Below are 12,962 nucleotides of genomic sequence, written 5' to 3'. Positions count from 1 at the left end.
GGTATTACAACCCCTTATCTTCCTTAAAATTTTTGATTAATTTCAAGACTTCAGCCAGTTCTTCGTCACTCATTTTGCTCAATGTCTTCTTAGATATCTTCGCTACTTCCGTGACAAATTCTTTCTTTAAATCTTCTTTATCCTTAATTGAAATAACAAACTTCTTAATCTGATCGGCTGGTGGTAAGGCTGCTTCCTCTTCACTTTCAAGTTCGTTCTCATACTTACGTTTAGACTCATCATTGTTACCAACGAAATCTTTCTTAACAACGTCTCCCTGATTTTTCTTGCCTTCGAGTCTTTCTTGCCAAATTTCATAGCTAGGGTTCTCGATGACCTGACCAAGAGTTGTTGTCTTTGTACGATCTTTTTCAATCTTTCCAAAGTATTTATCTTCATCGTCTTTAAACAACTTGATAACTACGTCATAATCATAGGTTGCTTTCTTCTTCATATCTGGTACTTCACCAACCTTGATACGTTTTGTTTCAGAAACGTCTTCCATAACATCTTTCATTTGTGCTACAGAAATAACATTGATACCACGAGATGCCAAGGCAATTTTTGCATTTTGTAAACGTGTTTCAAGTTGCTTAATCTTCCCATAAGATCTGATTGATAAGTTTGCGTCAAGAGTATTCTTACCCTTTTGTCTTGCACGTTTCTCATCAATATCGAGTAATGCTTGTTGGATGTCTTCATGAATCTTTGTTTCAGAATCAATGATAAATGTACCAACCTCTTCATCTTCCATAAGATCTTCAAGAACATCTTTCAAATCGTAGAAACTTTGAGTATCGTAAATCTCTAATAAGTTTCTGCCGTCCACTGGATCGTCTTCGTACCAGCTATAACCATCTTCTGAATCAATTGCCTTAATCTTTGGGAATGATAAACCAAACAGGGTTTTCCCTGTTCCAGTATCACCATAAACTAAAATTTTAATACCTTTTTTACGACTATTGGGTTTTCTTCCTTGCATTCTTCCACTCTCCTTAAAATGTCAATATTACTACTATTAATCGAACATAGCCTCAAATTTATCGTCACTTATTACACCTTTTGAACCATCGTCCCATGGATTGTCTTCGTCTTCATCTGTGTCCTTGATTACTTCTTCTTCGTCTTCATCAGCAACACTCAAAACACTAATGTCATAACGATCTCTGACAGCCATTTTAGCCTTATCTGTTTCCTTATCTTTGACAATCTTAATGCCATCAAAAATCAATTCACTAATTTTATTCCCACGAATCGTAAGTTCCTTCTTAACGTCTTCTTTGGTAGTGAACCCTAAATCAATTAACTCTTGCACTTCTGGTGTTAATTCAATGTCTCCAGTAGCTTGATCGTAGCCTTCATTTACTGCAATCTTCAATACGAGTTCTCGCACAACGTCACGACTTTTCATCTTGAATAGCTTATCCAAAATTTTCAAACGTACGTCAATATTATCTTCGTTTGCAGTAAAGACAATCTGTTGTGGCAATGCAAGTGTATCTTTAACTTCATGACCATTTTCCTTACTTACATATTGTGGCACGTAGGCATCAATAACTGTGCGTCCTTCTTCTTTTAATTCCTTAGCTGAACGGGAAGAAATTGAATCTTTTTCAATCAAATATGTTTGTTCAACATTAAATTCATGTTCATGTGCGGGTACTTCTTCGCCCTTACGTGTATAGCCTTCGTTCAATGAAATATTCTTAATGTTGAATCGTCTTTGAACTTCGTCATTGTAACGTGAATATTCTACTCGGCCACTTACAAATACTTCTTGACCATTTTCAAGGAATTTCTCCATGTATTCCGCTGCATCAATACCTGACAAGAATTGCTTATGGATTAATTTACCATTGTCGTCTTTCTCCAAACGAACATTAATGAAACTTTGTGGAGCAACATTTTCCAAAATATCTTTCTTGTTACGGAACTCCCACTTAATATCCATCATGCCTTCGTCAGCTTTCTTAGAGAATCGTTTAAGAATCGGCTTAGCTGGTTGATATCCGTCCATTAATTGAAGGTATACTTGCTTGCCATCACCTAATTTAAGTGGGAAATTAACGTTCACATACTTGTAACCAGTCTTTTCTGACGTTTGAACACCATTGAAAGTGTCGTCATTTATGCTGACTTCGCCCCAAGCTCTAAACATTGCAAAACCTTGCTTTAATTCTGTTTCCAATTTAGCTTTTGTCTTTGTCGCCATATTATTCCGCCTCCGTATTTTCTTTTTCAATAATTTTGAACTCATTCAATGCTAACTTACCTTTTACAATTGGTTTCCGATACTGATTAGATAAATTAAGAACTGCCTCGTGTGAGAGTTTATCTGACACCATAATTTTTTCTATCAAGATCCCCTTTGAAGATAATTCAAAAATGCTTTGTGCTATATTGTTTAGCAACTCGCTTTCTTGATCAGAAAGAACGAAATGTTCCTCTTTATTATCTCTTGTTTCGTCCTTAATGTCAATATTACTACTATCAGCAGTTTCTTGATTACCTTGGACACTTTGTTCTTGCCCCATATTCATTTGTTCCATTATCTTTTTCTGTCTTTCAACGTAAGAATCGTAACGTTCACAAGTAGCTCCAATTGGAACAAAAATGTTTCTGTTTAACACTTGTTGTATCTTACTTTCTTGTTCTTGCATAATTCTTTTCAAAATTTCATTCTCGTCATTAGTACCGTAAACCATTCTTAACCCACTAATATTTTCTTTTGAAAATAGCTTATCCATATTAATGATGTAAGAGAAATTTACTGCGTGTGTAGCAACTATTTGTCCTTGTTCAGCCAATTTCGTACCTCCCATTCTTCAACCTGTTTTTTTAAATTATCTAACCCACGAGTATTGTCAATTACATAAATATCACTGAATACACCTGAGTTGCATGTGACCTTTAAGCCACTTTTAGAAATAGTTTTTGTCGGCAGCTTCTCAATAAAAGACATCTGTTTTTCAATGTTAGTGTCTTCAATTGATTTCTTATCCGCATACCCATCTCTATTTTTGATTCTTTCTAGTGCTTTGTCTTTGTCTGTCTTAATATAGATTGCCTTAAGCCCATCTTCAACAAAGAAAGTTGAAAACTCAATTAGCTTACGAACGTCTGGTATCAAGACATAACCAAGATCACTTGAATAATATTCTTTTTTTAAATAATTTATCCAAATATTCTCACCAAAGATTCTTCTCATGCCCTCTCCAATTTCTTGCATTGCTTTTCTCATTGTAATATTACTACTATTAAAACAAAAAAATTTGTTTGCAATGTTATGAATTTCTTTTCCTAGAGAGAGTTTATCGGCTTTTTGCTTAAAGATAGAATTGTAATCTTTAACTAGCATATCTGCTACTGTATCTTTTCCAGATCCAGCAAAACTCGCCATGATAATTGCTCCATTCATCTTCCACACCTCCTGAACAAAGCATAGTATATCAAATTATCGACCTCGTGTAAACAAAATACTCGGTTTAAATCAAAAAAATAAGGCTATTATTCATAACCTTATTCTTATCAATCATATTAAAATTTTTGTGTTTTTGTGTGCCTTTAATCTACTTAAAAATTTTAACAGCATTCTACTTGTTGATATTACACCAAAGCGATAACAGTTTTTAAGTTCAGAATGAATGAAGTTAGAGATATGTTCATTGGACATTAGAGAGGTCAGTTCTTTAATTTCACTAGCAGTTATTTGTAAAAATGGATTGGGAAACTGTTGAGTTCCAAAGCACCATTCAAAATCATGGATATTCTCTACAACCATGTTTTCGATATCATATAATTCACATTTAGATATACATTCTACAACTGCTTCTAGTTCACATTTTTTATAGCAATTTAGAATATAATACATTGTAATGATATCTCTTTCACTATTCATTAGAATATCATTTTCACTAATATCTACCGCAATATTATTATTTTTAAGATAATTCAATATTTCCAATGAAAATTCATCTTCTATCAAATTCTCTAATAAATCGTCCATTCTGTTTTGCATTCCCTAATCTCCCCCAAAAATTAACTGTTGTCTTTACTTTTATTATACGTCTTTCTGATCTTGTAGGCCATGTAATATTCACTCTCAGTCTTTTCTCTTTGAAGTATATCCACGTCAGATTTGATATCACCAAATCTTTCCAAACTGAGGTATGCTGCTTCCTCTAATGTATATCCAAGATCCACTAGTCCATCTATGAACCTATTTCTTCCAGCAGTCCTGATGGATGAATAAGTGAATATGCGCTCAACAATATAATCACTAAATTTACTTGCAATATTACTTATTCTTTTTTGAATCCCCACTTCAGTTAAATTAGCTGTTGTTTTATTTTCTCCATAGGGTCTTAGAACATAGCCAGTTCTTGGAATGGTACTAAGCCAATTTCGTTTTGTATCATAATACTCTTCTTCTATCGCATCCTGTACTATGGAAAATTCTCTGGGTGTTAATTTAATATCTCTAGGGAATTTACCATGAACATGAATCACCCCATCTTTAACATCTGACTCTTTAAGAAATCTAATTTCATCATTCTCGTCAATTCTAGACAGTCTTAAACCATTCAATAACAGAATTAACACGACTCCATTTTGTGCCACATCAGAACGTTCTGCCAGTCGAGCAATCTCATTTCCATCTAAAAATGGAGATGGTTTTTCACTATCTGGGATAATTTTTATTAATTTTTTGTAATTCCACTTAACTTCATATTCAATGCCAACACTCTTATATTCCTTAGCTATGAATTTTATAAAATTACTAAGTTCGAGCAATGTCGTTCTATATGTCATAAAATTAATAAATTTGTGTCTGAAAAAGTCTACAACTTTATTCATGTCCTCTAAATCGAAATTAATAATTGATTTATTATTTTCTACTTCGATCTCTTCAATATTTGTAAATATTTTATTGATATTCTTTAAAGAACTTAAACTTAAATATTCTTTCGAGTAATTAGATAAATATAAATACTTAACGTTATTATCATACAAAAATTGTTTGTTTGAAAAAAGCTCCCCTTTACCATCTTTTAATCTATATTTTACTAAACTATTAAAATTACTACTTTTTGCGTTCAACATAATCGTTGCTTTCTTCAATTTTGTGAAAGGCATTTTTGCAGAATTTATTTCTTTAGCATTGAATAATCTGTCAATAAATTTATTATCGAGTTTCGCTTGTAGAAGTTCATCCTTATAAGTATCTTTTAAGTCATGAAATTCATATGGTAAAGGTTCACTAATTATGTCTAACATAAAACTTACCTCCTAGTTAATATAAACAGTATAAACAATTGATGTCCGCAAATCAACATTTTGATATTTATGTTAATATTTAAAACTACTCCTTAATATAACCAAGCTGTATACCTTCTGTATAAATAATATTTTTTAATTCATCTCGTCTGCTAATAATCGAAAGCAATTGTTCATTTGATAATTCTTTCAGTTTAGAATAATCATTGTTACGACTTGCAATTACACTTCCTGATTCATTGGGATTCCCATTATCACGAATATACTTCATCGTTGTTTCAACGCTCTCGTGGTCAAGAAATCTTGATGTCTTCACGATATCCTTTGTAATAGAATAAACGTAAGTACCAGCACCTACTTTCAATGAATGAGGTGTAATCTTCTTGTCGAACTCTACACTAAACTGATCCATGTAATGAACTAAGTTATTTTTATTCAAATCTCCAAAAATATATTCATTATCATCGCCCTTATATAGAACATTGACCATCTTTTGATAGTATTGATATGGCAAGAATTTAACGTTTTTCTTAACACCCTTATCTACCACAATTAATTTTGCAAATTTAGAACCATTCCATTCTATTACTTGGAACTGATCCCACTTAATCTTAAATGTGGCTGTACTACGAATTGCAGTAACAAACATAAAATCTACCAACATAGCATACTTCTCACCAATTCTATTATTGTCAGATTTGTACTGCCTATCAGTCAACCACTTTTTAAGATTCTCTAAGTCTTTCTTGCTCATAGGATTAATATGTTCAATGTCGTCTATTAATACATTAGTGTTCAAATAGTCTTTTTTAATCTTAACAATGTTGACATCGGGATAAACGTTCTCTTTACCTAAATGATCAAAGAATGATGAAACAATATGAAGATTTGTCGCAATAGTCGAATCCTTGACTCCTTTTTCTCTTTCTGCTTTAATGAAGTCTTTAAACACCATACCATAGCTCATTGTGAGAATAAGTTCTTTTTTGATGTGCTTTGTATCTACTCCGAATAAGTCAATGAAGAACTTGTCAACACAGAATTTATATTTTTTCTTCGTGCTTGCCGTCCTTCGAGTTTCAATAAAGCTATCAAAAGCATTGGATATTTTGGACTCTTCCATTGTTTTTATCATTTCAATTCCTCCTGAGATTAATTTAACCCTCTATCACATAAATGTCAATATGTTTCTTTCAAGAACTCACGTTTTAGGTTCTAACGTGAACTTATATTATTACCATTCATCATTTCTTTGATGTCTTTTAGAGCAATTTTATGGTGATATAACGTAGCAATAGAAGGTAACTCACTCTGTTCTTGTAATATCTTGCCTAAGCTAAATTGATTGATTGATTCTGTATCATATTTCTCTTTTGTCAAAAAATATACTACTTGCTCTAACATTTTACTTCGTTTATCCTCTTCGCCAACTTTCAATATGTTTTCTTTGATATAACTCCAATTGTACCCATAATTGTAAATCTTACCAAATGAAGGCATATTCTTATCTTGTTTCAGCAGCTCTTTAAATTCCTTTTGAGTCTTAACGTTTCTGTTTACCTTAAAAAACTCTTCCAACTGTTGCCTAACAACATTTTTCTCAATGTCATATACCTTCTCTGGTCTTCCCATGTTGCTAGTATCTCTAACTTTGACCCTCTTGAAATCTTTTATACCTATCAGCTCTAAGATCTCTTTCCATGTCTTACCTGTTCTGTTCAACAAGGTAGTTGGAGATGGAGCTGCTCCTCTCGTATATTTTTCTTGATACAATGTTTTTGATGGTGTTTTTTCTAAGCCTAGCTTGTAAATTTCTTTTTAAATTCAATTAGTAATTCCAATGTGTCGCTTTTATCAGAACTCATGCTATATACCTCATTCCCCTTGATTTATTTTAATTATAATTCAATTTAGTATTTTAGTCAAGTATTAAATTGAATTATAATTAAAATAAAAAAGCCACTATAAAGTGGTTTAATATATTATTCTTTTGTACTTTCAACAATGAAGGTAACTAATTGTGCTAATGTCATTCCAGTTTTGATAAAATTGTCATTCTTATTGTCGTAAACATCATAGGAATATACGGCTTTACCATAGTTTGTTTCTACTTTCTTATTCTCATCTGCCATGTTTGGAATCTCACAGATTAACGCTGGTACATTATCAAAGTAATCACTAGGAATTTCTTTTAGAGATCGTAAGTCAACTCTCTCTTCAATGTTCTTTGTGACTTCTACTACCTCAAATCTTTCAGCAAAATCAATTGGACTCATATTTTACCCCCTAAAATTCTTTTATTCTTAGCATTCTCTTACAATCCTTTTCGTCTTCCCCATCAAAGAAATTAAGATATATACCGTTCCTACCTCTAACAAATACAGGACACCAATACCAACGTCCGTCATATTCATTTTTCATTCTAATCTGTAACGTTAGCAACTGTTCGATTGTTAAGGTTCTGTAACCATTTTCGTCACTCAATCTTATCCTTAGAGGGCAATACTCGTCACAATTGTCTTTCTCATCAAAGAATTGTGCGCAAACTCCATTACCAAATAACTTTGTAAAAACTGGGAACCAATCATCGGGTTCTCCTGTATCAAGAAGAATATTTATTGAAAGTAATTCTTTCTGTCCAAGTTTTCTATATTCACTCAAAGTTATCACTCCTTTATATTGTCTGCCAACCATATATACATTTCTTCGAGCGTATTAAATGAAGCCTGATAACAGTCCAAATAAGAGCCTTCATATGGATTCATTTCTGGCGATTCCACATAAGATGAGACTGTGTAATCGACACCTGTAATATCCTTAGTACCATTCTCTTTTTGATCAACTATCTCATAGGTTATATTCCAACCTTTCTCTATGAGCGAATCTATCTTTCGCATAGCTCTTATATAATTAATAAATCTTTTTATCCCCATACGTTCTCAACCTCCGATGAACCATGTTCCGATATCACATCTAGCGCTCCATTCTCCCAATTTTTAACTTTTTCACTAATAGTTCTTTCCCCATATTGGTTTGTAATAAGATTAAGATCATGCTTAAATTGTGTCTCTGCACTACTTAAAACATCATCAGCTTCTTCTCTTAAATTCTGCTTAATATATGGAATTGTGGAAGATAGAAAATTATCAAAGTCAGCATACAATGCTCCTAATTTTTCTCTATCTGCTTTTCCAATACTTTTTTTTTCAAGAATTTCTTCTATGACTTCTTGTTTTTCAGAAAAATCTTTTAATTTTTCATTTAAAACATGGTTAATAGTATGTTCACTTCGCTCTAATGAATTAGGTGTAACATATTTATTTTCAATCTTACGACCAGTAGCACTTCTAATTGTGCAAGTAGTACCACAGCCAACACCAAAAGAACTCACAAATTCTCCCCACTGTCTCGGAGAAAGCTCTAGCTCCACTATTCTATCCGACAAATTGTTAAAGATTTCATCACGACCTGTGATTCCGTCTTTAACAACGTTGCCACCATAAAGTGTAATAGATACAAAAGAATTAGCGTCAAATTCTTCTCCTACTAAACGCTCACGTCCTGTTACTCTATTTACAACTATCTTACCTACATTGTCATATCTCATACTTTTCCTCCTAAAAATTCTTTTTCATGTTGCTAATTTTTTGTAATACTATGTTCATTTTTTAGATGCTTAACATACTGCTCACTAGACCAAGAATATAAATTATCATGGTAAAATTCCTTATCACATAATTTACATACACAAGTGTGTTTGTCCCGTTTGAAATAGTCTTTATACCATTGATTACAATTTCTGCCTATCGGATTATTGTGAGTCGATAAGTGACGATCAAACACCGCATTTCCACTAGTGATATTGATTTCTTTACCACACAATTTGCACTTTGTGTAATACTTTTTCGTTATCATTTTATTCCTCCATGTCAATATTACTACTATAAGATATATTGATAATTACCTTGATCACTTTTACGCATTCTTCTTTCCTCATAAGAGAAGGTATATTCTACAGAATGATAAAAATTACTAAATTTTTTCCAATAATTATCTCCATATATTATATCTGATAACTTATCGCCCTCTTCACTAGATACCCCATAAAAGAATAATTCCATGTCGGGACTCGCATTCTTTTCTACTTTGATACCAACTTCCGAAGCACCGACACACTTCTTTGCTTCAATAATATTGTCAATAATTTTATTGAAATTATTAATATCTTCTGTACTACGGCCAAGAATTTCTTTTTTATCTTCCAGATAATGAAGTAACATATAGTCCTTGATAGTTGCGATATCGTATTTGAGATGGTTTGGTTCAAAAACGCCCTCAATAGTCAACAGGCTCTCATCATATCTTGTAAAATCTGCTGCATCAAGAGTGTCTAAATAGAGGCGATACGTGATATTGTCTTGTTCATCTCTTCCGACAAACAGACCAATCTTATACACGTCATTAAAATTTCTTGGCTTAATAGTACAAGAAATTTGCCTTATGTACATGTTGATCCTGAACAGTTTTTCATAATTATCGTAATCGTGTGGTCGCCAAACTGGATTATCAAAGTAGTGTGTGAGTACAATGTCTCCCAATTCATGTATAAACTTCAGATAATCATTTTTCTTTTCTACTGAATATTTTTTCTTTGCAATTCTTTTTTTCACTCGACTTCACTCCTAAATTTTATGTCAATATTACTACTATTACAATAAAAAAATAAGGTTTTTGGTAACCCTATTTTTAAATTACTAGCATAAAGGCTGGAAATTTTTTATTTTATCGTAATCCTCGCTATTGTCATTTTTTGCATTTCTTAGATCAATATCATTCTGTATATTTAAAAAATATTGATCAGACGTACCCAAAAATCTTCCTAATCTTACGGAAGTATCTACCGTAATCTTTCTACGGTCATGTACTATATCCTGAATCCTAGATACAGGAACATTTATATTTTTTGCTAAAGAATATGCGGTCAGATTTAATGGTTGCATAAATTCTTCTTTTAAAATTTCACTCATTTTTGGTGTTGGAATTTTCTCCATAATATATCTCTCCTTTAATGATAATCTACTATCTCTACATCATAGAAATCATTCATATCTTCAAGTGTAAAACAAATTCTATATTGATCATTAATTGCTATGCTGTATTGCCCCTCTCTATCTCCCACCAGTTTTTCTAAGTGGTTCGATGGTGGCACACGTAAATCATTAATGTTCATTGAGCTTTCGATCATCATAAGTTTGGTCAAAGCTCTTTTCTGAATATTTTGAGGCAGCTTTTTTGAAAAATTACCATTGTATATTTTCTCTGTTTCCTTGTCAGCAAAATTCTTTATCATAGTCTTACTTACCTTACCTTATCTTAATATGTATTATACACGGGACACGTGTATAGTCAAGTATTTAAAATATGTCCTATTGCCAATGATAAAATAGTTATTTTATCGCCCATATCGTACTAAGCAATCTGCAAAAATTCTTTTTTGCAGATATCATACACATACATAGCCTTGATTAGCTTTTCGATTTGAATGTTAATATTCATACTATTACTATAACCTAATTTGTTGCAAAGAACAATCATTCTGTTAAGTAATTCTTTCTTACTAGAATTATTAAACCCACGTACATTCTTTGTAGCAACATATTTAATGTTTCCTGACTTGAATAATTCATTCATTGTGTACATTGTTGGATCAATTTGCAAATAGAAATTATCTTCGCTAACCTCATAGTAGATAGCGCATGAATCATGTTTCTGCATTGCAGCAAAGATTTCTTCAATATTGTTTTTCATTATGTATCACTCCTCATTTTATTTTGTACTAATGCACAAGTAGGAATCGAACCCACAATAATTTCTTATGCCACCAGACTATGCAGAAATTCTTTTTACTCGATACTATACTAAAAAGTTATTTTCTATATACTGGATATTGTTGAACTTAGTGTCTGAATCTTCTGTTTCTTCAATTTCATCAATCAAAGACTTAAATGAATCTAGGTCTTTGTCTGAAATGAAGAATGTTCTTTCAACTCCCTGTGTGTTTGAATGAAATACTTTCTTAAATTCATTATCGTTAACCTGAATTAAATCATAATCCCCAAAATTTGCATTAATCATATTTATTATCCCCTTTATTTTTTTGATTATTTTTACTTAGTAACATTATACATTATACTTCTGCTTTAATTCCTTTAATGTATCAAAATATTCTTCTGACTTTGGTATATAGTGAATCTCTTCTTTCACTGGACTTTCTGTCTCCCACCAATTTCCTCTTTCATCAATAAACTCTATATCTCGCATATCATGAACTGTTAAAATTCCTTTTATTGGATCATTATTCATAATATATCTAATATGTGATACGTTGCCCGTCTTCTTTCCCATAGCTAAACCCTCCTCTATTTAAACCAAAATGTAGTTACAATAAATTCTTCGTGAGGTTCTACATCTCCCACTCTGTAACCTAATCTTGATAATTCGTCTTGAATAACATCCATTGGAGTTTCCATTCTTTTAGATACTATTCTGAACCAGTATTGCCCTTCTTCTGAACATGAAGTAATTATTTCATTAATTTTTTTCATGTCTTCTTCCTCAATCTTAGGAGCTTTATTAACTTTATCTGCTACATTTCTCGCAACAACGGGTGAAATTATTTTCATAATTAAGCTCTCCTTTTATCAAAATCTTCTTTTGTCTCGTAAAATTTAAAACTAACTACTTGATTAGCATCAATCTTATGTCGCTTACCATTTTCATCGGTCAGCCAATTCCCCTTAACTTTACCTTCAAAAATTTTTTGTACCAACAAACTCTGGTCGTTCATTTAAGCTGCTAATGTTTGACCAATCACCTAAAAATTGATTAACCTCTAAGCTGCCAAAACTAGTCCGATTTTTAATTTTTTTCTTTTTCTATCTGTTCAGTTTTTTCTTTTTCTCTGATATCTTTTAAAACATCGTCCCACTCTTCAGTAGTCAACAAGTCTTTAATATGTTCTCCAACTCGTGTATCGCTTGGGTTGTCGAGATCAACAAGAACGTGTATAGGCAGAAAATTTTCTTCATGTCTAAACAACACTTTTCTCGTATTTTTGATCTTATCAGGCAAGATTATTCTCAAATAATTTTCACGATATTCTTTCATAAAAATTACCACCCTATCTATAACTTAACTAAAAATTCTTTTTCATTAAACAGATACTATCTTTCAACAGGATAAAATCCTTGTTTGGGATCTCCGTAGCTAGGTTTATCCAAATCTTCGTAAGAACCTTTAAAGCCGACACTCACTAATTTTAATGGATATTTGAGTTTGTCGATCTGATTGTCATAACAACCAATATCAATACCTAAACCTCTGTTTCTGTCTGTGTATTCATCTACAGATTTTAGTTTAGGAAAATCTCCATTAAACCTTAATTCACCACCCATTGATAATTGGTCTTTATTCCAAAAGGCAAGTAATTCATACATATCATAATCTAAACCAGTTTTATGGTCTGTGATAATACCATAATCTTGGTAGTGGTCTCTGATAAAACCACCACCAAATTCCTTTGGTATTAATAACTTAAAGGGCGCACCATAATATACATTCTTGATACGTGTAAGACTATCTGCCTTGTTCCAACTAAAACTTCCCATAATTAATTCCTCCTAATT

Annotated in this window: 22 protein-coding genes; all 22 read right to left on the bottom strand. The window is 32.0% G+C overall.

From position 1 onward, the window contains the following. Nucleotides 1-4: 4 nt before the first annotated feature. Nucleotides 5-982: an AAA family ATPase gene (locus tag GSM_RS11335; protein WP_010078261.1), complete on the bottom strand. Its 978-nt coding sequence runs from the start codon at nt 980-982 to the stop codon at nt 5-7. A gap of 36 nt (nt 983-1,018) precedes the next feature. After that, nucleotides 1,019-2,212: a hypothetical protein gene (locus GSM_RS11330; protein ID WP_010078260.1), complete on the bottom strand. Its 1,194-nt coding sequence runs from the start codon at nt 2,210-2,212 to the stop codon at nt 1,019-1,021. 1 nt (nt 2,213) lies between these two features. Beyond that, complete coding sequence (locus tag GSM_RS11325; RefSeq protein WP_010078259.1) at nt 2,214-2,807, bottom strand: hypothetical protein; 594 nt, start codon at nt 2,805-2,807, stop codon at nt 2,214-2,216. After that, a complete protein-coding gene (locus GSM_RS11320; protein ID WP_010078258.1) occupies nt 2,786-3,418 on the bottom strand; it encodes a nucleoside/nucleotide kinase family protein in 633 nt (210 codons plus the stop codon). The genes GSM_RS11325 and GSM_RS11320 overlap by 22 nt, the downstream gene beginning before the upstream one ends. 114 nt (nt 3,419-3,532) lie before the next feature. Next, complete coding sequence (locus GSM_RS11315; RefSeq protein ID WP_010078257.1) at nt 3,533-4,018, bottom strand: hypothetical protein; 486 nt, start codon at nt 4,016-4,018, stop codon at nt 3,533-3,535. Between the two features lie 20 nt (nt 4,019-4,038). Further along, the gene (locus GSM_RS11310) at nt 4,039-5,277 is read right to left on the bottom strand and encodes a hypothetical protein (RefSeq protein ID WP_010078256.1); all 1,239 of its coding nucleotides are present in this window, start codon (nt 5,275-5,277) and stop codon (nt 4,039-4,041) included. Nucleotides 5,278-5,362: 85 nt separating this feature from the next. Beyond that, complete coding sequence (locus GSM_RS11305; protein ID WP_010078255.1) at nt 5,363-6,412, bottom strand: tyrosine-type recombinase/integrase; 1,050 nt, start codon at nt 6,410-6,412, stop codon at nt 5,363-5,365. Between the two features lie 80 nt (nt 6,413-6,492). Beyond that, nucleotides 6,493-7,050 (bottom strand): hypothetical protein, encoded by a 558-nt coding sequence (locus GSM_RS11300; RefSeq protein ID WP_155820749.1) that lies wholly within the window; start codon nt 7,048-7,050, stop codon nt 6,493-6,495. A 209-nt stretch (nt 7,051-7,259) separates the two neighbouring features. Further along, a complete protein-coding gene (locus GSM_RS11295) occupies nt 7,260-7,553 on the bottom strand; it encodes a hypothetical protein (RefSeq protein ID WP_010078253.1) in 294 nt (97 codons plus the stop codon). 10 nt (nt 7,554-7,563) lie between these two features. Then, a complete protein-coding gene (locus GSM_RS11290; RefSeq protein WP_010078252.1) occupies nt 7,564-7,938 on the bottom strand; it encodes a hypothetical protein in 375 nt (124 codons plus the stop codon). A gap of 5 nt (nt 7,939-7,943) precedes the next feature. After that, nucleotides 7,944-8,174: a hypothetical protein gene (locus GSM_RS11285; protein WP_155820747.1), complete on the bottom strand. Its 231-nt coding sequence runs from the start codon at nt 8,172-8,174 to the stop codon at nt 7,944-7,946. A 26-nt stretch (nt 8,175-8,200) separates the two neighbouring features. Continuing rightward, a complete protein-coding gene (locus GSM_RS11280) occupies nt 8,201-8,884 on the bottom strand; it encodes a hypothetical protein (RefSeq protein ID WP_010078250.1) in 684 nt (227 codons plus the stop codon). 334 nt (nt 8,885-9,218) lie between these two features. Beyond that, nucleotides 9,219-9,947: a hypothetical protein gene (locus GSM_RS11270; protein WP_010078248.1), complete on the bottom strand. Its 729-nt coding sequence runs from the start codon at nt 9,945-9,947 to the stop codon at nt 9,219-9,221. Between the two features lie 84 nt (nt 9,948-10,031). Next, nucleotides 10,032-10,328 carry a HigA family addiction module antitoxin gene (locus GSM_RS11265; RefSeq protein ID WP_010078247.1) on the bottom strand — a complete coding sequence of 99 codons (297 nt, stop codon included), beginning with the start codon at nt 10,326-10,328 and terminating at the stop codon, nt 10,032-10,034. Nucleotides 10,329-10,342: 14 nt separating this feature from the next. Then, nucleotides 10,343-10,627: a type II toxin-antitoxin system RelE/ParE family toxin gene (locus GSM_RS11260; protein WP_010078246.1), complete on the bottom strand. Its 285-nt coding sequence runs from the start codon at nt 10,625-10,627 to the stop codon at nt 10,343-10,345. Between the two features lie 119 nt (nt 10,628-10,746). Then, nucleotides 10,747-11,085, bottom strand: coding sequence for a hypothetical protein (locus tag GSM_RS11255; protein ID WP_010078245.1), 339 nt, complete (start codon nt 11,083-11,085; stop codon nt 10,747-10,749). 105 nt (nt 11,086-11,190) lie between these two features. Next, nucleotides 11,191-11,412, bottom strand: coding sequence for a hypothetical protein (locus GSM_RS11250; protein ID WP_010078244.1), 222 nt, complete (start codon nt 11,410-11,412; stop codon nt 11,191-11,193). Nucleotides 11,413-11,457: 45 nt separating this feature from the next. Beyond that, nucleotides 11,458-11,682, bottom strand: coding sequence for a P-loop NTPase family protein (locus GSM_RS11245; RefSeq protein WP_010078243.1), 225 nt, complete (start codon nt 11,680-11,682; stop codon nt 11,458-11,460). A 14-nt stretch (nt 11,683-11,696) separates the two neighbouring features. Then, nucleotides 11,697-11,960, bottom strand: coding sequence for a hypothetical protein (locus GSM_RS11240; protein ID WP_010078242.1), 264 nt, complete (start codon nt 11,958-11,960; stop codon nt 11,697-11,699). A 2-nt stretch (nt 11,961-11,962) separates the two neighbouring features. Then, nucleotides 11,963-12,124, bottom strand: a complete 162-nt coding sequence (locus tag GSM_RS15095) for a hypothetical protein (protein WP_155820745.1) — start codon at nt 12,122-12,124, stop codon at nt 11,963-11,965. Between the two features lie 71 nt (nt 12,125-12,195). Beyond that, the gene (locus GSM_RS11230; protein WP_010078241.1) at nt 12,196-12,444 is read right to left on the bottom strand and encodes a hypothetical protein; all 249 of its coding nucleotides are present in this window, start codon (nt 12,442-12,444) and stop codon (nt 12,196-12,198) included. Between the two features lie 56 nt (nt 12,445-12,500). Beyond that, nucleotides 12,501-12,944, bottom strand: coding sequence for a hypothetical protein (locus GSM_RS11225; RefSeq protein WP_010078240.1), 444 nt, complete (start codon nt 12,942-12,944; stop codon nt 12,501-12,503). Nucleotides 12,945-12,962: the final 18 nt, after the last annotated feature.

This window comes from Liquorilactobacillus mali KCTC 3596 = DSM 20444, from assembly GCF_000260415.1.
Taxonomy (GTDB): domain Bacteria; phylum Bacillota; class Bacilli; order Lactobacillales; family Lactobacillaceae; genus Liquorilactobacillus; species Liquorilactobacillus mali.
Note: the sequence above shows the minus strand (reverse complement) of the source record. Positions and strands in the feature narration are given on the sequence as shown.

Bases quoted from the DNA above. Each gene is read 5' to 3' on its own strand.
- GSM_RS11265 (WP_010078247.1), bottom strand. From the start codon at position 10,328: ATGGAGAAAATTCCAACACCAAAAATGAGTGAAATTTTAAAAGAAGAA.
- GSM_RS11230 (WP_010078241.1), bottom strand. From the start codon at position 12,444: ATGAAAGAATATCGTGAAAATTATTTGAGAATAATCTTGCCTGATAAG.
- GSM_RS11255 (WP_010078245.1), bottom strand. From the start codon at position 11,085: ATGAAAAACAATATTGAAGAAATCTTTGCTGCAATGCAGAAACATGAT.
- GSM_RS11245 (WP_010078243.1), bottom strand. From the start codon at position 11,682: ATGGGAAAGAAGACGGGCAACGTATCACATATTAGATATATTATGAAT.
- GSM_RS11225 (WP_010078240.1), bottom strand. From the start codon at position 12,944: ATGGGAAGTTTTAGTTGGAACAAGGCAGATAGTCTTACACGTATCAAG.
- GSM_RS11335 (WP_010078261.1), bottom strand. From the start codon at position 982: ATGCAAGGAAGAAAACCCAATAGTCGTAAAAAAGGTATTAAAATTTTA.
- GSM_RS11240 (WP_010078242.1), bottom strand. From the start codon at position 11,960: ATGAAAATAATTTCACCCGTTGTTGCGAGAAATGTAGCAGATAAAGTT.
- GSM_RS11250 (WP_010078244.1), bottom strand. From the start codon at position 11,412: ATGATTAATGCAAATTTTGGGGATTATGATTTAATTCAGGTTAACGAT.
- GSM_RS15095 (WP_155820745.1), bottom strand. From the start codon at position 12,124: ATGAACGACCAGAGTTTGTTGGTACAAAAAATTTTTGAAGGTAAAGTT.
- GSM_RS11260 (WP_010078246.1), bottom strand. From the start codon at position 10,627: ATGATAAAGAATTTTGCTGACAAGGAAACAGAGAAAATATACAATGGT.
- GSM_RS11320 (WP_010078258.1), bottom strand. From the start codon at position 3,418: ATGAATGGAGCAATTATCATGGCGAGTTTTGCTGGATCTGGAAAAGAT.
- GSM_RS11285 (WP_155820747.1), bottom strand. From the start codon at position 8,174: ATGCGAAAGATAGATTCGCTCATAGAGAAAGGTTGGAATATAACCTAT.
- GSM_RS11330 (WP_010078260.1), bottom strand. From the start codon at position 2,212: ATGGCGACAAAGACAAAAGCTAAATTGGAAACAGAATTAAAGCAAGGT.
- GSM_RS11310 (WP_010078256.1), bottom strand. From the start codon at position 5,277: ATGTTAGACATAATTAGTGAACCTTTACCATATGAATTTCATGACTTA.
- GSM_RS11295 (WP_010078253.1), bottom strand. From the start codon at position 7,553: ATGAGTCCAATTGATTTTGCTGAAAGATTTGAGGTAGTAGAAGTCACA.
- GSM_RS11280 (WP_010078250.1), bottom strand. From the start codon at position 8,884: ATGAGATATGACAATGTAGGTAAGATAGTTGTAAATAGAGTAACAGGA.
- GSM_RS11315 (WP_010078257.1), bottom strand. From the start codon at position 4,018: ATGCAAAACAGAATGGACGATTTATTAGAGAATTTGATAGAAGATGAA.
- GSM_RS11305 (WP_010078255.1), bottom strand. From the start codon at position 6,412: ATGATAAAAACAATGGAAGAGTCCAAAATATCCAATGCTTTTGATAGC.